Annotated in this window: 9 protein-coding genes; 8 read left to right on the forward strand and 1 reads right to left on the reverse strand. The window is 71.3% G+C overall.

All coding sequences use genetic code 11. The features are described 5' to 3' along the window. Nucleotides 1–145: 145 nt before the first annotated feature. On the reverse strand, nucleotides 146–6,067 hold the full coding sequence (locus DFR74_RS05320) for a non-ribosomal peptide synthetase (RefSeq protein ID WP_067513927.1): 5,922 nt from the start codon (nucleotides 6,065–6,067) through the stop codon (nucleotides 146–148). A gap of 273 nt (nucleotides 6,068–6,340) precedes the next feature. On the opposite strand from DFR74_RS05320, the gene DFR74_RS05325 reads away from it, so the two are divergent. From DFR74_RS05325 to DFR74_RS05360, 8 genes are all read left to right on the forward strand, one after another. Then, nucleotides 6,341–7,273, forward strand: coding sequence for a TauD/TfdA dioxygenase family protein (locus DFR74_RS05325; RefSeq protein WP_067513928.1), 933 nt, complete (start codon nucleotides 6,341–6,343; stop codon nucleotides 7,271–7,273). Nucleotides 7,274–7,395: 122 nt separating this feature from the next. Continuing rightward, nucleotides 7,396–8,040: an ABC transporter permease gene (locus DFR74_RS05330; RefSeq protein ID WP_067513929.1), complete on the forward strand. Its 645-nt coding sequence runs from the start codon at nucleotides 7,396–7,398 to the stop codon at nucleotides 8,038–8,040. Further along, nucleotides 8,037–9,311 carry an ABC transporter ATP-binding protein gene (locus DFR74_RS05335; RefSeq protein ID WP_067513930.1) on the forward strand — a complete coding sequence of 425 codons (1,275 nt, stop codon included), beginning with the start codon at nucleotides 8,037–8,039 and terminating at the stop codon, nucleotides 9,309–9,311. The genes DFR74_RS05330 and DFR74_RS05335 overlap by 4 nt, the downstream gene beginning before the upstream one ends. Then, entirely contained in the window at nucleotides 9,308–10,045 is a 738-nt protein-coding gene (locus DFR74_RS05340; protein WP_113974951.1) for an ABC transporter permease, read from the forward strand. Before DFR74_RS05335 ends, DFR74_RS05340 begins: the two co-directional genes overlap by 4 nt. Beyond that, entirely contained in the window at nucleotides 10,042–11,010 is a 969-nt protein-coding gene (locus DFR74_RS05345) for a glycine betaine ABC transporter substrate-binding protein (RefSeq protein ID WP_067513931.1), read from the forward strand. The genes DFR74_RS05340 and DFR74_RS05345 overlap by 4 nt, the downstream gene beginning before the upstream one ends. A gap of 298 nt (nucleotides 11,011–11,308) precedes the next feature. Next, nucleotides 11,309–12,838: a PucR family transcriptional regulator gene (locus DFR74_RS05350; RefSeq protein WP_067513932.1), complete on the forward strand. Its 1,530-nt coding sequence runs from the start codon at nucleotides 11,309–11,311 to the stop codon at nucleotides 12,836–12,838. Between the two features lie 320 nt (nucleotides 12,839–13,158). Continuing rightward, nucleotides 13,159–13,626 (forward strand): GreA/GreB family elongation factor, encoded by a 468-nt coding sequence (locus DFR74_RS05355; RefSeq protein WP_067513933.1) that lies wholly within the window; start codon nucleotides 13,159–13,161, stop codon nucleotides 13,624–13,626. Nucleotides 13,627–13,891: 265 nt separating this feature from the next. Further along, a complete protein-coding gene (locus tag DFR74_RS05360; RefSeq protein ID WP_067513934.1) occupies nucleotides 13,892–19,348 on the forward strand; it encodes an ATP-binding protein in 5,457 nt (1,818 codons plus the stop codon). The last annotated feature ends 125 nt before the right edge of the window (nucleotides 19,349–19,473 follow it).

A 19,473-nucleotide genomic window follows, 5' to 3' on the forward strand; every position in this document is an offset into this window, starting at 1 on the left:
CCGGTTCCGATCAGGATAGGGGTGGGCGGCGCCGCTGACCACAGATTCGCCACGATCGCGGACTGCCCGGCGGTGGAGCCGCCGCCCCCTTGGCTCCGCCCTGACCGCGCCATGACGCGAACGTTCGTTCGACGGGCGGCGATCACTACACCGGTGACGGCAGCTCCGGCAGCAGGCCGTCCTCGCGGAACCAGCCGAGGTAGCGGTCGATGACCGCGTCGGTCACCTCCGGGCAGGTGATGCCCAGAGGTGCCAAGGCGCGCCGGGCCTGGGCGTCGTCGAGGATGACGTCGGCGGCGGCCGGGTCGCCGACGTGGACGAAGTTGCCGACCAGGAGGGCGGCGCGCATGAGATCCGCGTTCTCCGAAGCCCTTTCGGCGAGGCGCTGCTCGGCCTCCTCGACGCTCACGGTCTCGATCGGATAGCCCAGGCGGCGCAGGCCCGCCAGCAGGTCCGTCACGGGGGTCGGGTGGGTGTTGACCAGGTGGTATCGCTGACCGGTGGGCACACCCTGCGCCGCGAGGGTGACGATGGCGCGAGCCACGTAATCGACCGGGGCGAGCAAAACGGTCGCGGTGCCGACGTCGGGCGCGACGCCCAGCAGGGCGGCGGCGCGCACCATCGTCCACATCGAGTCGTCGGCGCTCATCACGCCGGAATCGACGGAGCCGCAGATCAATCCGGGCCGGTGGACCGCGACGGGGATGCCGCGCGCGCCCGCGTCGAGCACCAGTTGTTCGGCGACCCATTTGGTGGCGACGTAGCCGTGGCGGGTGACCTCCTCGGCGGGAATCGCGCTGTCCTCGTCCACGATTCCGTCCGTCTCGGTGCCGAGCACGGCGTTGAGGGTGGACACGAAGTGGACGGGCTTCACGCGGGTGGTGGCAGCCAAGCGCAGGACCTCGGTGGTGCCGCCGACGTTGGCGGCGCGCAGATCCCCGTAGGACTCCATGTGGTTCACGCGCGCGCCGTTGTGGATGATCACCGCGACGCGCGCGGCCAGGTCGGCGAACGCGGCGTCGGAGAGGCCGAGGCGCGGGGCGGCGAGATCGCCGGGGACCGCGATCACCCGGTCGGCCAGATCGTGGGCGGGCAGGCGGTATTCGTCCGCGACGGCGGCGATCCGGCGCAGTCCCTCCTCGGGATCGCTCGCCCGCACCAGGCAGTGCACGCGAGAGTCCGTGCGGTCCAGCAGTTCTCGCAGCAAGTGGATGCCGAGGAAGCCGGTGGCGCCGGTCAAGAACACCTCGCCGGTGGCAGAGGCGGGTGCGGCGTCGTCGGCCACGGAGAACGAAGCGTCGAGGCGGCCGTCGGACACCAGCCGCGCCACCCACCGTTCGTCCTGCGCCGCGCCGAGATCGAGCGCGGCGAGGGCGCGCACGGTGGGCTGTTCGAAGACGGTGCGCGGATCGACCTCCGCGCCCAGCGCCTCCGAGAGCCTGCCCCGCAGCTTGAACACCATCAGGGAAGTGCCGCCGAGCTCGAAGAAGGTGTCGTCCAGGCCGACCGCATCACATTCCAGGATCTCGGCGAACACACCGGCGATGAGCTGTTCCTGCTCGGTCAGCGGACGGTCGTCGGAAGGTGTTGCGGCCTTACGAGTTCCGTTGCCGGACGGGGCGACCGCGACGCACGTATCGCCGTCGGCCGGGGCTACGACGGCGATCGGCGCGGCGGGGTCGGCGACGACAGCCGACAGGATGCGCAGGTAGCGCGCGGCGAAATCCTCGACGGTCGAGTGATCGAAAAGCTCGGTGGCGTAACGGAAGACGGCCGTGAACCCCTCGGCGCCGGGCTCTTGGCGCAGGGTCAGGGCCAGGTCGAAATGGGTTGTGTCCTGCGGCAGGTCGAGCACCGCCAGCCGCAGGCCGTCGAGCTCCAGTTCCGGGATGGCGGGCAGGTTCTCGAAGGAGAAGACGGTCTGGAACAGCGGGTGCCTGCCCTCGGCGCGCGGCGGGTTCACCGCCTCCACGATGTGGTGGAACGGCACCTCGGCGTTCTCGAACGCGTCGAGCGTGACGGTGCGGACCAGCGACAGCAGCTCCGTGAACGGCGCGGCCGGGTCGATCACCGTGCGCAGCGGCAGCGTGTTGACGAACATGCCGACGAGATGGTCGAGCGAGGGGTGTCCGCGCCCGGCCACCGCCGTGCCCGCGGTGATATCCGTACTGCCCGAAAGCTGTTGCAGGAGAACGGCGTAAGCGGCGTAGGCGGCCATGAACACGGTGGATTCGCTGGTGCGGGCCAGCTCGCCCAGCGCCGAGGCGATCTCGGCGTCCACCGCGAATTCCACCGCCGCCCCGCGACTGTCGCCCGTGGCGGACGAACGATCCACCGGCAGCGGCAGATAACCCGGCGTGCCCGCGAGTGCCCGGGTCCAGTGCGCGAGCTGACGCGCCGCCACCGACTCCGGGTCGTCGGCCGCGCCGAGCCGGTCCTGCTGCCACAGCGTGTAATCGGCGTACTGCACCGGCAGCGCCGCCCAGTTCGGGTGGCCACCGGTCGCCCGCGCGGCGTAGGCGGTGGTGAGGTCGGCGACCAGCGGGCCGAACGACCAGCCGTCGGCGGCGATGTGATGGGCGACCAGCACCAGCACGTGATCGTCGGTGGCGGTGCGCAGCAGGCGCGCCCGCACCGGCAGGTCGGACGTGATATCGAAAGGCGCGCCCACGAATTCGGCGATCGCACCGTCCACGGTATCCGGTGCGACATCCACCGGCTCGAGGTCGAGACGGGCGACCGCGTCGTCCACCGGCAGGATCCGCTGGTACGGCCCCGCCGGGGTTTCCGGGTACACGGTGCGCAGCACCTCGTGCCGTTCCACCACGGCGGCGACGGTCGCGGTGAGCACCGAGGGGTCCAGCGGTCCGGTCAGCCGCAGCGCCACCGGCAGGTGGTACGCCGACGAGTCGGGGAACAGCTGGTTGAGCAGCCACAACCGCAGCTGGGCCGGGGCGGGCGGAATCCGCTCGGGGCGCGGGCCCGCGATCGGCTCCGGCACCGCCGTGGCGTCGGCGAGTCGGGCCGCCAGCGCCGCGACGGTCGGTGCGTCGAACACCTCGCGCACACCCACACCCAGCCGGGCCGCGACCTGCGTCGCCGTCAGCGACGTACCGCCGAGCAGGAAGAAATCGTCACCGGCGCCGACGGATTCGACCTCCAGCACCTCCGCGAACACCGCCGCCACCCGGCGCTCCCCCGGCGTGGCGGGCGCGCGGAAGCCGGTGCGGCCGAATACCGGAGCGGGCAGCCGGCGGGTGTCGAGCTTGCCGTTCGGCGTCAACGGCAACGTGTCGAGCACGACGTAGGCGCCGGGACGCAGGTAGGCGGGCAGCGCGTCGGCGACCTCGGCGCGCACGGCTTCCACGTCGATGGCCGAACCATCCTCGGGTACAAGATAAGCCACCAGGTGCGCGCCCGATCGTTCGTCGGTGTGCGCGATCACCGCCGCGCGCGCGATCTCGGGACGCGCGGTCAGCACGGACTCCACCTCGCCGGGTTCGATCCGGTGCCCGCGCACCTTGATCTGGAAATCGGTGCGGCCGTGGTAGAGGAGCGCGGGATCGGGGCCGGGGGTGATGGCCACGAGATCGCCTGTGCGATACATGCGTTCGCCCGGGGCGTAGGGGTCGGCGACGAAACGCGCCGCCGTGAGCGCGGTGCGGCCGTGGTAGCCGCGCGCCAGAGCCGGTCCGCCGATGTACAACTCGCCCGGCATCCCGGGCGGCACCGGCCGCAGCCGGGCGTCGAGCACCACCGCGCGGAAACCGCGCAGCGGCGCGCCGATCGTCACCGGTACGCCCGCTTCCAGTTCGGCGATGGTCGCGATATCGGTGGCCTCCGTGGGGCCGTAGCCGTTGCGCATGAGCCGGCCGGGCGCCCAGGCGTCGACCAGATCGGCGCGCACGGCCTCGCCGCCGACGCCGAGCACCTTCAGATCGGGCAGTTCGGCCGGATCGAGGGTCGCCAGCACAGCGGGGGTGATGATCGCGTTCGTCACCCGCTCGCGGCGCATGAGGTCGGCCAGATCGGGGCCGGCCACCACATAGCGGGGCGCGACGATCACCGTCGACGCTCCGGCGAGCGCGCAAAGCTGTTCTCCGACAGCCATATCGAAGCCGGGTGAGGCGTGGTGCAGCGCGACCGAGCCGGGGTGCAGGTCGTAGCGGTCGCGACGTTCCTCGGCCAGGTTCGCCAGGCCGCCGTGGGTCACCAGCACGCCCTTCGGGACGCCGGTCGAGCCCGAGGTGTAGATCAGGTACGCCGTGTTTGCCGGGGAGAGCGCGGCGGTGCGGTCGGCGTCGGTGAGGGCGGCCCCGCCGAAACCGGCCGTGGTGGCCGGGTCGTCGAGCAGCAGCCAGTGCGTGGAATCCGGCAGTTCCGCACGTAAAGCGCTGGTGGTGAAGCCGATTCGCGCGCCGCAGTCGCCGAGGATATGCGCGATCCGCTCCGGCGGGTAGCCCGGGTCGACCGGCACGAACGCCGCGCCCGCCTTGGTGATCGCCCAGCCGGCCGCCACGGACTCGGCCGAACGCTCTACCGCCATGGCGACGCGCGTCTCCGGACCCGCGCCCACGGCGACCAGCGCACGGGCCAAACGGTTTGTCCAGGTGTCGAATTCGGTGTAGATCCAGCGGCGGTCGCCGTGCACGACGGCGGTGCCGTGCGGGTTGCGGGCCACCGCGTCGGCGATCAGGTCGCCCAGGGTCGCCGCGGGGATGCCCGGCGTGCCGCGCCACGGCAGCAGGCGCTCCCGCTCCTGCGCGTCGAGCACCTCGAGCGAGCGCAGCGGGGTGGCCGCGTCGGCCGCGACGAGATCGCCGAGCAGCCCGACGAATCGGCGGTGGTGGGCCTCGAGTTCGGTGTGGGAGTAGCGATTCGGGTTGCCCTCGAACTCGATCCGCAACCCGGAATCGGCCGGGTAGATATTGAGCGTCAGATCCTCGACCGGGCCGGTGGACAGCAGGTGCAGGGTGCCGCGGGCCGGGCCCAGGTCGACGCCGGTGCGGAAGTTCATGATGTTCACGGCGGGCCCGAAACCGCGAACATCGGTGCCGCGCGCCGCCATTCGCGCGATGTCCTCGCCGCGGAAGCGCTGGTGGCGCAGCGCGCCGCTGAGTTCGCGGCGGGTGGCGGCGAGCAGATCGGCCAGCGTGGTGTCGTCGGTGACGGCGACGCGCAGCGGGACGATGTTGTTCACCATGCCGCCGCCGCGCCGCAGCACGGCCGTGGTGCGGGCGGTCACCGGCAGGCTCATGGTGATCTCGTCGGCGCCGGTCATCCTGGCCAGGTAGCCGGCGAGCGCGGCGATGAGCACGCCCGAGGTGCCCGCGCCGTCGGCGGCGCGCTCCAGCGCGGCGTTCAGCTCGTCGGGCAGCGCGCCGCCCACCACCAGCGCCTGCGCGGCGGGGGCGCCCGGCCTGGTGGCCAGGGTGGTCGGGGCAGGCAGGTCGGCGGCGCGCTCGGCCCAGTGGGCGCGGTCGGTCTCGTAGCGCGTGGACTCGCGGTAGGCGATATCGGCCTCGACCAGCGCGGCGGGCGGCTGGAGCACGCCGGGCGGGATCTCCTCGCCGCGGATCATGGCGGCGTAGATCTCGGCGTGCCGCTGCTGCATGCGCATGGCGCCGTAGCCGTCGAGCGCGATGTGGTGGGCGCGGGCGTAAGAGAAGTGGCGTTCGGGGCCGACGCGCAGGAACGTCCCCTGCAACGGCGGGTCGGTGTGCAGGGCGAACGGGCGGGCCTGGTCGGCGCGCATCCAGTCCAGCGCGGCCGCGGCCGGGTCGGGTTCGCCGGTGAGGTCCAGGTAGCCGATCTCGTCGTGCTGATCGTGCTCGATGGACTGCGTGACCGATCCGTCGGCGGCCTGGGTGAACCGCAGGTACGCGCCCAGCTCCCGGCCGGCTAACCGCCCGGCCTCCTGATAGGCCGCCAGATCCAGCGGACCTTCGATATCGATGTACTGCGTGGTGGTGACCGGCACCTCCCCTAGCAGCTGCTGGGCAAACCACACTTCGCGCTGAGCGGACGTCAGTGGCAGGAATTCATCGTTGTCACCGGACGAACGCATCACGCACTACCTTGAACCTATCGGGAACAAAGCACAAAGGTTAGCCTAAGCTCGCTGCCCGCAGCCACTCGGGGCGCGTCGCCGAGATCCAGTTGCTGAACGTTCGCCGCCTGATGTCGGCGGGCCACACGGAGGCCGTCCTCAGCCACACCCCCGAACAGCAACCTCGCCCACCGTCACGCGATTCGATCCGGCCGATCGTAATCCTGGCGCCGGCCGGGCCGCGGTGGTCGGATCTGGGGCCTACGTCCCGGTTCGAGAGGAGTCCCTCGTATGTCTGGCGAGCACACTGCTGACGCCGCCGCCGTGCAGGTGGTCAAGCTCGGTATGCACATCGGCGCGCAGGTCGACGGGGTGCGGCTCGGGGGTGACCTGGACGCGGCGACGGTCGAGGTGGTGCAGGCGGCGCTGAACGAGCACAAGGTGATCTTCTTCCGCAACCAGCACCACCTCACCGAGGACGGGCAGTACGAGTTCGCCGAACTGCTCGGCACTCCCACCACCCCGCACCCGACGGTCACCTCGGCGGGCGTGAAGAGTCTGGCCATCGACTCCCGGCACGGCCGCGCCAACAGCTGGCACACCGACGTCACCTTCGTCGACCGGGTGCCGCGGGCCTCGATCCTGCGCGCGGTCACGCTGCCCAGCTACGGCGGCTCCACCACCTGGGCCTCCACCGTCGCCGCCTACAACTCGCTGCCGGACCCGCTCAAGCGGCTCGCGGAGAGCCTGCGCGCCCGGCACACCAACCAATACGACTACGCCGCCACCGCCGAGGACCGCGTGGACGACACCATCAAGGCCTACCGCCGCGAATTCGAGGCCACCTACTTCGAGACCGAGCACCCCGTGGTCGAGGTCCACCCCGAAACCGGCGAACGCGCCCTGCTGCTGGGCGGTTTCGTGAAGGAGATCGTCGGCCTGCCGAGTTCGGAATCGCAGGCGCTGCTGCGCCTGTTCCAGGAGCGCGTCATCCGCCTCGAGCACACCACCCGCTGGAACTGGGCGCCCGGCGACGTCGCGATCTGGGACAACCGCGCCACCCAGCACTACGCGGTGGACGACTACGACGGCCGCGAACGCCGGCAGCTCACCCGCATCACCCTGGCGGGCGAGGTCCCGGTGGCGGTCGACGGCACCACCAGCACCGTCATCGCCGGCGACGCCCAGGGCTACGCCACCGGCCCGCTCACCCGCGCGGCGTAGGGGAACACGCCGGTGCGTCTCATCCCGAATCCGGCGCCCGGCATCGTTTACCCTTCGACGACCCGCGCGTCCGGTGCCTATCAGGCCGGTACCACCCGGTTCCGGCCGACGAGGGGAATCCCGTGAATCTGTGGAACTACGTCCGAGGCCGGGGCGAGGTGCTCACGTTCCTCACCTACCAGCACGCCTCGCTGGCGTTCCAGACCGTGCTGGTGGGGACCGTGCTGGCCGTGCTCATCGCCGTCGCGGTGTACCGGCTGCCGCTGCTCTCCTCGCTGACCCTCACCTCCAGCCGCGTCGCGCTGACCATTCCCTCGCTGGCGCTGCTGGCGTTGCTGCTGGTCCCGTTCGGGCTGGGCGTGGTGCCGTCGTTCATCATGCTGGCGTTCTTCGCGACGCTGCCCGTGATCGGCAACGCCATCGTGGGCCTGCGCTCGGTGCCGGAATCGGTGATCGAGTCCGCGCGCGGCATCGGCCTGCCGCGCTGGCGCATCCTGCTGACGGTCGAGTTGCCCATCGCCTGGCCGGTGATCCTCACCGGCATTCGGATCAGCACGCAGATGATCGTCGGCGTGGCCGCCATCGTCGCCTACGTGCTCGGCCCCGGCCTCGGCTCGCTGATCTTCAACGGCCTGTCCCGGCTCGGCGGCGCGAACGCCCTCGAGATGGCGCTGACCGGCACCATTCTCATCGTCCTCGTCGCGTTGGTGTTCGACGCGCTGCTCGTCCTGCTCGGACGCCTCACGATCGCGAAGGGACTGTCATGACCGATGTGACCAGCCTGCCCGCCACCCCGGAACGCAACGTCACCGGCGCGTCCATCCGGCTCGACGGCGTGGTCAAGCGCTACAAGGGCCAGGACAAGCCCGCCGTGCAGCGCCTGGACCTGGAGATCGAGGCCGGTGACATCGTCGCGTTCGTCGGCCCGTCGGGCTGCGGCAAGACCACCACGCTGAAGATGATCAACCGGCTCATCGAGCCCTCCGAGGGCCGCATCTTCATCGGCGACCGCGACGTCACCAAGGAGGACCCCGACGAGCTGCGCCAGGGCATCGGCTACGTCATCCAGTCCGGCGGCCTGTTCCCGCACTGGTCGGTCACCAAGAACATCGGCGCCATCCCCCGCGTGCTCGGCTGGGACAAGAAGAAGATCGCCGAACGCACTGAATACCTGCTGGACCTGGTCGGCCTCGACCCGGCGGTCTTCGCCGACCGGCTGCCCAAGGACATGTCCGGCGGCCAGCAGCAGCGCGTCGGCGTGGCCCGCGCGCTGGCGGCCGACCCACCCGTCCTGCTCATGGACGAACCGTTCGGCGCGGTCGATCCGATTACGCGAGTCCGGTTGCAGGACAGCCTGATCGCGATCCAGCACGAACTCGGCAAGACCATCGTCATCGTCACGCACGATTTCGAGGAGGCCACCAAACTCGGCGACAAGGTGCTGATCCTGTCGGAAGGCGGGCACGTCGAGCAGTACGCGCGGCCCGAGGAGATCCTCACCGATCCCGCCACGCCGTTCGTGGAGGAGTTCGTCGGCTCGGGCGCGAAGCTGGCGTATCTGACCGTGCAGCGGGTGCGCGACGTCGAGCACGACGCGGTGACCACCGCGCGGATCGGCGAACCGTCCGGCGAGGTGATCGCCCGCGCGAAGGCCGCCGGGCACACCTGGGTGGTGGTCGTGGACAAGGCCGGGCGGCCGCGGTCGTGGCCTTCGCTCACCGAGGTGGCGTCCAAACCGGAGATCTCCGACTACCTCGACCGGCGGCTGCCCGTGGTCGCGCGCTCCTCCACCCTCAACGACGCGCTCGACGCCATGCTTGCCGCCAGCCAGGGCGCTGCGCTGGTGACCGACGGGCGCGGCGCGGTGGTCGGATCGCTCAGCATCGGCGCGGTGACCGAGACGATCCGGGACAAACTCGCCGACGTGCGCAGCGACGAGGACGACCCGTCCTACTCCACCTACGTCGACGGTACCGACACCACGCCGACCCCGGTGGTCGCCGCCGACGACGAACACGGATCGGCCGAACCGTCATGAATCGCCTGCGCCGCTTGCCGATCGACGTCTGGTTCGAACCGCTGATCATCCTGGTGATCGGCGTCGGCTACGCGGTCTGGTACCGGTCGACCACGTTCACCAGCACCGAACAGGCCGCGCTCGGCTGGTCGAACCTGCGGACCACGATCGCCGAGCACGTGAAGCTGACGGTGGTGGCGACGCTCATCGTGGTGGCCATCGCGATCCCGCTCGGCATCGCGCTGACCCGGCCCGCGCTGAAACGGTTCGAGCCGCTGGCCGTCAATATCGCCAACATCGGCCAGGCGGCGCCCGCGATCGGCCTGCTGGTGCTGTTCACCTTCTGGCTCGGCACCGGATTCCGCACGGCCATAGTCGGTCTCGTGGTCTACGCGGTGCTGCCGATCCTGCAGAACACGATCGTCGGGCTGCGGCAGGTGGATCAGCGCACCATCGAGGCCTCGCGCGGCATCGGCTATTCGGCGTCGCGCACGCTGTTCCAGGTCGAACTGCCGCTGGCGGTGCCGGTGATCCTCAACGGCGTGCGCACCGCCCTGGTGATCCTGGTGGGCACCGCGACGCTGAGCACGTTCATCGGCGCCACCAGCCTGGGCACGCTGATCACCACCGGCGTCACTCTCTTCCTGCCGAAACTGCTGATCTCCGGCGCGATCCTGGTCGGGTTGCTCGCGCTGATCATCGACTGGCTCGGCCGACTGGTGGAACTGGCCGCGACCCCGAGGGGTGTGTCATGAGAGCGCGTTGGCTGACCACGGTGCTGGCCGCGACGCTGGCGCTGGCCGGTTGTGGCCTGGTGAGTTCGTCGGGCACGTTCCACGACGCCACCCTCCCCGACGGCCAACGCCCGCTGGCGGGCGCGAAGCTGGTGGTGACCTCGAAGAGCTTCACCGAGGGCGTGCTGCTCGGCAAGATCACCGCCACGTATCTGGCGGCGGCGGGCGCGTCGGTGACGGACCTGACGGGCGCGCCGGGTTCGGCGTCCTCGCGACAGGCCCAGCTCAACGACGACGCCGACGTGCTGTGGGAGTACACCGGCACCGGCTGGGTCAACTACCACGCCGAGACCGAGACCATCTCCGATCCGGCCGAACTCTGGCAGCGGGTCCACGACGTGGAGAAGCGCGACTACGACCTGGAGTGGCTGCCGCCCGCCAACTTCAACAACACCTACGCCTTCGGCGCCTCGACCCCGAACGCCGAACGGCTCAACACCCGGTCGCTCTCCGATGTGGCCGCGCTGCCGGTGCCCGATCGCACGTTCTGCGTGGACGACGAATTCTTCAGTCGCTCCGACGGTTTCCTCCCGATGCTGGAGAAGTACGGCATCCCGTACAACATGCCGACGGGCGTGCCGTCGGAGAACGTCACGCGCATGGACGCGGGCGTGGTCTACACCGCCACGGCCAGGGGCGAGCCCTGCAACTTCGGCATGGTGTACACCACCGACGGGCGGGTGAAGAACCTGGATCTCGTTGTGCTGGAAGATGATCGGGAGTTCTTCCTGCCCTACAGCGGCACCGCCGTGGTGCGCGGGGTGATCCTGGAGGCCCATCCGGAACTGCGCACCCTGCTCGGCACCATCTCCGAGCGCCTCACCGACGATCTGATGCAGGAGCTCAACGGCCGCGTCGACATCGACGGCGAGGACCCCTCCGACGTCGCCTATGACTGGCTGAAGAGCGAGAACCTGATCGCCTGAGTGCTTGCCGGGGACATCGGCGCGATGTCCCCGGCGCGCGGCACATCGGGGCTGGAGGGCCCTTCTCGGTGAACATGACGCCGACGGGTGCGAACTCCCGGATCACGGTCGCCCGCACGCTCGTACACGGCAGCGACGGCCTGCGGCACCCGGCACGTGCTCGTCGTCGGAGCTGTGCCACACCTGACGCACGTGCCGCGCACCCGACCCGGCGCGCGTGCGTCCGAGGTGTCCAGGCCTCTGGACACCTCCTTCCGGGTGGATAGGGTGGCTGGACCTAGGGCGACGGGAGTCATTCGTGGTGCGGCTGGACCATCTCGTGAACGTTCTGGGCGGCTACGGCGTCCGGGTGTCGAGTTGCCCGGTGCCGCCGTCGACGGTGATTCGCGGTGTCGCGGTCCACGATCCGACCGGCCCGGAAGGTACGGCGGGCGATGTGTTCCTGGCTGTCGGCGCTCGGTCGCTGTCCGAAGCGGTGTCCGCCGCGCGGGCGGCACGGGCCGTCGTGGTACTGGCCCGCGACGGCGACGGCGAGCAGATGAGCGCCCCCGATCTCGCAGTGCTGGTGGTCGACCCGTCGGTGTCGTGGAGTCAGCTGGCCGGGGTGGTCTACGGGGTGGTTCTCGAAGGACGCGAGACGGCGGCCGGGCGCGGGCCGACCGACCTGTTCGCCCTCGCCGACAGCCTCGCGGGCACCGTCGGGGGCGCGGTCACCATCGAGGACCGGCTCGCGCGAGTGGTGGCGTATTCGAGCTTGAGCCAGGAGTCGGACCCCGCGCGTTCGGAGACGGTCCTGCGCCGCCGCGCGCCGGAGACATTGCGCGCGCTGTTCGAATCCCGGGGCGTCCCCGCGCATCTGGCGGCCTCCGACGAGCCGCTGTTCGTCGCGCCCGCACCCGGCCTCACCGGACGGATGGTCGTCGCGGTCCGCGTCGGACGCGAGCCGCTGGGGTCGGTGTGGGTGAGCACCCCCGCTCCGCTCACGGGCGACCGGCTGGCCGCGCTGGCCGACAGCGCGCCGACCGTCGCCCTGCACCTGCTGCGCTCCCGCGCGAGCGCGGACCTGGAACGCCAGGTGGAATCCGACCTGGTGATCCGGCTGCTGGAAGGCACGCCCGACGCCGCGACGCTGATCGGCAGGCTCGGGCTCGCGCCGGGCACGCTGCGCGTGGTCGCGGTGCGCACCCGGGCGGCCGCCGACCGGCACGCCGGGCTGCTGCTGGCGTTCGAACACGCGACCATGGGCTTCGGCTGGTCGCGGCCGGGCCGCAGCGCGCTGACCGACAACACCGTCTACACGATCCTGCCCGCCGACCGGGTCCGCACCGCCCGCGAGTGGCTGGCCGGCCTGCGCGCCGGCCTGCCCGCGCACCTCACGCTGTGCGCCGGGATCGGCGCGGCGGCGTCGAGCGCGGACCTGAAGCTCTCCCGCCAGGAGGCCGACGAGTGCCTGGCGCTGCATGAACATCGGCCGTCGGTTTCCGTAACTCCGGCCTACGACGAATCGTGGGGCGACATCCTGCTGCAACGGCTGCGCGCCACCGCCCGGACCGGCCGGGTCCCCGCGCGCGGGCCGGTGGCGGAACTGCGCAGCCACGATCGGGCAAACGGCACGCCCTTCGTGGCGACGCTGCGGGCGTGGCTGGACGCGCAGGGCGATCTCACCGAGGCCGCCGACCGGCTGGGCGTGCACCCGAACACCGTGCGCAACCGGCTGCGCCGGATGAACGAGATCGCCGTCCTCGACCTGCACGACGCGCGGGCCCGCCTGGCGATGACGATCGACCTCGCAGCCGCCGAGGACGAGCCCGCTGTGGAGAACCCCTAACCGACCGGTGCCGAACTGTGCCGATCGGACAAGCCCACCGGGTCCGAACCGGGCCATGATGGCGGGAACAGCGCATTTCGCCCGGCAGCAGGAGGTGACCATGGCACGCACGGCGAGACGGCTCCGTCCGGAGCGCACCCCGTGGTGTCCGCCTCCGAGCGCGCCACCGGGCTGACTTCCGGAGCCATTTCCCCCGATCCGCGGGAGCCGGATGCCTCGATGCCCGGCGCCGCGGACTTCGCCGTCAGGGCGGCCCCCTCCTCCAGGCCGCCCTGACGGCCTCCGCTGTTCCACACCCCGACACACCCCGGTAGGGAGACATGACACCTGTCTGGCTGACGCCGCACGCCCGCGAACAACTCCAGGCCGAACTGGCCGGCCTGCTCGCCGCCGACCACGCCGAGGACGCGCACACCGCCGACGACGACCCGGCCGCCGCGCTCTACCGGCGCCGGACGCGGATCGGGCAGATCCAAGACCTGCTCACCAACGCCGTGGTCGGCGAGGACCCGCCCGACGACGGCATCGCCGAACCGGGCATGGTCCTCACCGTGCGCTACGACGGCACCGACGACACCGAGACCTTCCTGCTCGGCACCCGCGGCGCCGACGGCTCGCACCTGGAGATCTACTCCCCCGACTCACCGCTCGGCGCGGCGCTGGTGGGCGCGCGGCGCGGCGAGCGGCGCAGCTACACGGTGCCGAACGGGGCGCGGGTGCACGTCACCCTGCTCGACGCCGTCCCGTACGGCCGGGTCGCGGGCGCCGCGGTGAGCCGGGACGGCTGATCCGCGGCCTTCCTGCCGCGCACGTCGATCCCGCGCTCCACAGCTAGCCCGGAGCAAATGCCCGCGGCACCCGCATCGCACGCCCGCCCGCGCGAGACCCGTCCGGCCGCGCGCCGGCGGCCGGTCACGCCGGCCTTCGAAGGAATACGTGCGGGTAACCCCGGAGTGCTGTGCACTTATGGACGGGGAGGGGGCAGACTACGCGTAATCGGGATCGAAACCCTCGCCCGACCGGGCCAGTGCATACGCAGGAAGGAGACGGCGAGTGTTCAGCCGCATCGCCATCGTGAACCGGGGTGAGGCCGCCATGCGCCTCATTCACGCTGTCCGAGATCTGGCCGCGGAGACGGGGCGGCCGATCGAAACCATCGCGCTCCACACCGATGTCGATCGCCACGCCACCTTCGTCCGGGAAGCCGACGTCGCCTACGACCTCGGCCCCGCCGCCGCCCGCCCGTACCTCGATCTCAAAGCGCTCGAGCAGGCGCTGGTCACCACGAAGGCCGACGCCGCGTGGGTCGGCTGGGGCTTCGTCGCCGAGGACCCGGCGTTCGCCGAGCTGTGCGACCAGATCGGCGTCACCTTCGTCGGGCCCAGCCCCGAGGCGATGCGCAAGCTCGGCGACAAGATCGGCGCCAAGCTGATCGCCGAGGAAGTCGGCGTGCCGGTCGCGCCGTGGAGCCGCGGCGCGGTGGACACCGTCGAGGACGCCCTCGCGGCCGCCGAGCGGATCGGCTACCCGCTGATGCTCAAGGCCACCGCCGGTGGCGGCGGGCGCGGCATCCGCGTGATCACCAACGAGGCCGAACTCGTCGACGCCTACGAACGCACCAGGCAGGAGGCGGTGCGTGCGTTCGGCAGCGGCGTGGTCTTCCTGGAGCGGCTGGTCACCGGCGCGCGGCACGTCGAGGTGCAGGTCATCGCCGACGGCCAGGGCACGGCCTGGGCGCTGGGCGTGCGCGACTGCTCGGTGCAGCGGCGCAACCAGAAGATCATCGAGGAGTCGGCCTCGCCGGTGCTCTCCCCCGAGCAGACCGCCGAACTCAAGGCCTCCGCCGAGCGCCTGGCCGTCGCGGTCGACTACCGCGGCGCGGCGACCGTCGAATTCCTCTACCACCCGGGTGAGCGGCTGTTCGCCTTCCTCGAGGTGAACACCCGCCTGCAGGTCGAGCACCCGATCACCGAGTACACCACCGGATTCGATCTGGTCCGCGCCCAGCTGCACGTGGCCTCCGGCGGACGCCTCGAGGGCGAGCCGCCGGCCGAGCGCGGCCACGCCGTGGAGGCCCGCCTCAACGCCGAGGACCCCGACCGCGACTTCGCGCCCGCCCCGGGCCGCATCGCGCGCCTGGATCTGCCCGCGGGCCCCGGCATCCGCGTCGACACCGGCGTCAGCGAGGGCGACACCATCCCCGCCGACTTCGACTCGATGATCGCCAAGATCATCGCCTACGGTCACGACCGCGAGCAGGCGCTGGGCCGGCTGCGCCGCGCGATGGCGCAGACCACCGTCGTCATCGAGGGCGGCGCCACCAACAAGAGCTTCGTGCTCGACCTGCTGAACCAGCCCGAGGTGATCGACGCCAGCGCCGACACCGGCTGGATCGACCGGGTGCGCGGCGAGGGCAGGCTGGTCTCGCAGCGGCACTCCACCGTCGCGCTGGCCGCGGCCGCCATCGACGCCTACGAGGAGGACGAGCGCGCCGAGCGCCACCGCCTGCTGTCCACCGCGTCGGGCGGGCGCCCGCAGGTGCAGCACGAGAGCGGCCGTCCGCGCGATCTCAAGCTGCGCGGCGTGGGCTATCGCGTGCGGGTCGCCCGGATCGGCGCGCACCGGTTCCGGGTCGGCATCGAGGCGGGCGGCGACGTGCGCACGGCCGACGTGGATCTCGAGCGTTTCGACGAGCACACCGGCCAGATCGTCGTCAACGGCACCCGCTACCGCCTGACCACCGCCACCCACGGCCCGATCCACCTGGTCGACATCGACGGTGTGGCGCACCGGATCAGCCGCGACGAGGGCGGCGTCGTCCGCTCGCCCGCGCCCGCGCTGGTGGTCGCCACGCCGCTGGAGGTCGGCGCCGAGGTCGAGGCGGGCGCGCCCGTGCTGGTGCTGGAGTCCATGAAGATGGAGACGGTGCTGCGCGCACCGTTCCGCGCCCGGCTCAAGGAGTGCGCCGTCACCGTCGGCACCCAGGTCGAGACCGGTGCGCCGCTGCTGCGTCTGGAGCCGCTGGCCGAGGACGGCGTGGAGGCCGAGGAGTCGACCGGCGCGGTGGAGCTGGATCTGCCCGCCGAACCCGCGACCGTGCAGCCGCACGAGCGCATCTCGCGCGCGCTGCAGGATCTGCGCAGCCTGCTGCTCGGCTTCGACGTGGACCCGCACGACGACCGTCGCGTGCTCGACGACTACCTGGTGCTGCGCCGCGCCGCGATCGAGGACAACCGCAGGCCGCTGGCCGAGGAGCTGGAACTGCTCCAGGTGTTCGCCGATCTCGCCGAGCTGAGCCGCGACCGGTCCTGGGAGGACGAGGGCGGCCAGAGCCACGTGCACAGCGCCCGCGAGTACTTCCACACCTACTTGCAGAGCCTCGACGTGGAGCGCGCCGGCCTGCCTGAGTCCTACCGGGCCAAGCTGGCGAAGGCACTGGGGCACTACGGCATCGAGGATCTGGACCGCACGCCCGATCTCGAAGGCGCGGTGTTCCGGATCTTCCTCGCTGCCCAGCGACCCTCGGCCACCGTCACGATCGTGACCACGCTGCTGCGCGAATGGCTGGGCGAGCCGGTGCCGGACCGCGCGCTGCAGGAGCCGGTCGGCCTGGCGCTGGAGCGCCTGGTCGCGGCCACGCAGGTGCGGTTCCCGGTGATCGCCGACCTCACCCGAGGCGTGGTGTACGCCTGGTACGGCCAGCCGCTGCTGCGGCGCAACCGCGCCCGCGTCTACACCAACGTGCGCAAGCACCTGAGCCACCTGGACGCGAACCCGGCCGCGCCCGATCGCGCCGAGCGCATCGCCGACATGGTGCGCAGCACCGAGCCGCTGGTGCGCCTGCTCGGCCAGCGCCTGGTGCGCGGCGATCTGGACAACACCGTGATGCTCGAGGTCCTGACCCGCCGCTACTACGGCAACAAGGGCCTGTCCGAGGTGCGCACCCAGCAGGCGGCGGGCACCACGTTCGTCATCGCCGAGCGCCGCGGCACCAGCCTGGTCTCGGCCGCGGTGAGCTTCGACGCCCTCGACACCGCGCTGGCCGGTCTGGCCGAACTGGCCGACGATTCCGCCTCCATCGAAGCCGATATCTACCTGAGCTGGGAGAACCAGCCGGAGGACTTCGACGCGCTGGCGGCGGCGCTGCAGGAGGTGCTGGGCGCGCGGGCGCTGCCCAACCAGGTGCACCGGATCACCACCACCGTCGCGGGCAGCGGCGGCGCGGTGATGCACCACCACTTCACCTTCCGGCCCACCACCACCGGCATGGCCGAGGAGCGCCTGATCCGCGGCCTGCACCCCTACATCGCGCAGCGCATGCAGATGACGCGGCTGCGCAAGTTCGACCTCAAGCGCCTGCCGTCCTCGGACGAAGAGGTCTACCTGTTCCGCTGCGTCGCCAAGGAGAACGCCTCCGACGAGCGACTGGTCGCCTTCACCCAAGTGCGCGACCTGACCGCGCTGCGCGACCACGACGGCAGGTTGCTGGCCCTGCCGACGGCGGAGAGCACCATCGCCGCCTGCCTCGACTCCATCCGCCGCGCGCAGTCGCTGCGCCCGTCGGCCAAGCGGTTCCACACCAACCGCGTCGTCATGTACATCTGGCCGCCGGTGGACATCACGCGCGCCGAACTGGACATGATCGTGGACCGCATCCAGCCGATCACGGCGGGCGCGGGTATCGAGGAGATCCTGCTCATCGCCCGGCATGTGCATCCGAAGACGGGCGAGCTGGTGAAGGTCGCGGTGCGGATCGCCTTCGACGCCACCGGGACCGAGGTCACCATCGGCGAGCGCTCCGACGACGCCGTCGAGCCGATCGACGAGTACCGCCAGAAGGTGCTGCGCGCCAGCAGCCGCAACACCGTCTACCCGTACGAATTGACCGGCTTGCTCGGCGAATTCACCGAGTACGACCTCGACGCCACGCACGCGCTGGTGCCGGTGGACCGGCCGAAGGGACAGAACAAGGCCGCGATCGTCGCGGGCGTGGTCACCACCAGGACGGCGCAGCATCCCGACGGCATCACCCGCGTGGTGCTGCTCGGCGATCCCACCAAATCGCTGGGCGCGCTGTCGGAACCGGAGTGCCGCCGGGTGATCGCCGCGCTGGACCTCGCCCAGCGGATGCAGGTGCCGCTGGAGTGGTACGCGCTGTCCTCGGGCGCGCGGATCTCCATGGAGTCGGGCACCGAGAACATGGACTGGGTGGCGGCCGCGCTCAAGCGGATCGTCGAGTTCACCCAGGACGGCGGCGAGATCAATATCGTGGTCGCGGGCATCAACGTCGGCGCGCAGCCGTACTGGAACGCCGAGGCGACGATGCTCATGCACACCAAGGGCATCCTGGTGATGACGCCGGACTCGGCGATGGTGCTCACCGGCAAGCAGTCGCTGGACTTCTCCGGTGGCGTGTCGGCCGAGGACAACTTCGGCATCGGCGGCTACGACCGTGTGATGGGCCCCAACGGCCAGGCGCAGTACTGGGCGCCGAACCTGACCGCCGCGCGCGACGTGCTGATGTCGCACTACGACCACACCTACGTGGCGCCCGGTGAGCAGACGCCGCGCCGTTCGGAGACCAGCGACCCGATCGACCGCGACGTGTCGAGCTTCCCGCACGTCTCGCCGGACAGCGATTTCACCACCGTCGGCGAGATCTTCTCCGCCACGGCCAATCCCGACCGCAAGAAGCCGTTCGACATCCGCACGGTGATGCGGGCGCTGGCCGACCAGGACCACCCGGTGCTGGAGCGCTGGGCGGGCATGGCCGACGCCGAGACCGCGGTGGTGCAGGACGCGCGCCTGGGCGGAATCCCGGTGTGCCTGTTGGGCATCGAGTCGCGCGGTGTGCCGCGTCGCGGGTTCCCGTCCACCGACGGCCCCGACGTCTACACCGCGGGCACGCTGTTCCCCCGCTCCTCGAAGAAGGCGGCGCGGGCGATCAACACCGCCAGCGGCAACCGGCCGCTCGTGGTGCTGGCGAACCTGTCGGGCTTCGACGGCTCCCCGGAGTCGATGCGCAAGCTCCAGCTGGAGTACGGCGCCGAAATCGGCCGCGCCATCGTCAATTTCCGCGGCCCGATCGTGTTCTGCGTGATCTCCCGCTACCACGGCGGCGCGTTCGTGGTCTTCTCGAAGGCCCTGAACCCGAACATGACGGTGCTGGCGCTGGAAGGCTCGTTCGCCTCGGTGCTCGGCGGCGCGCCCGCCGCGGCCGTGGTGTTCTCCAACGAGGTCGACAAGCGCACCGCCACCGATCCCCGGGTCCGTGAACTGGAGGAGCGCGCGGCGAACGCGTCGGGCACCGAACGGGCCGCGCTCACCGCCGAACTCGACGAGCTGCGCGGTTCGGTGCGGGCCGAGAAGCTCGGCGATGTCGCGGCGGAGTTCGACCGGGTGCACAGCATCCAGCGCGCGGTGGAGGTCGGGTCGGTGGACGCGATCATCCGCGCGGCCGAGCTGCGTCCGCGCATCATCGAGGCGATCGAGACCGGGTTGGCGAAGTAGTACCGGCTCCGTCCAGCGACCGCGCCCGCACGGTGAACTCCGTGCGGGCGCGGTCGTTTTCGTGGCCGTGAACCCGTTTGCCGGGCAAGCCGATACCGGTTCCGCTCCGGAATCGGCTGCGGGAC

This window comes from Nocardia puris, from assembly GCF_003315035.1.
Classification (GTDB): domain Bacteria; phylum Actinomycetota; class Actinomycetes; order Mycobacteriales; family Mycobacteriaceae; genus Nocardia; species Nocardia puris.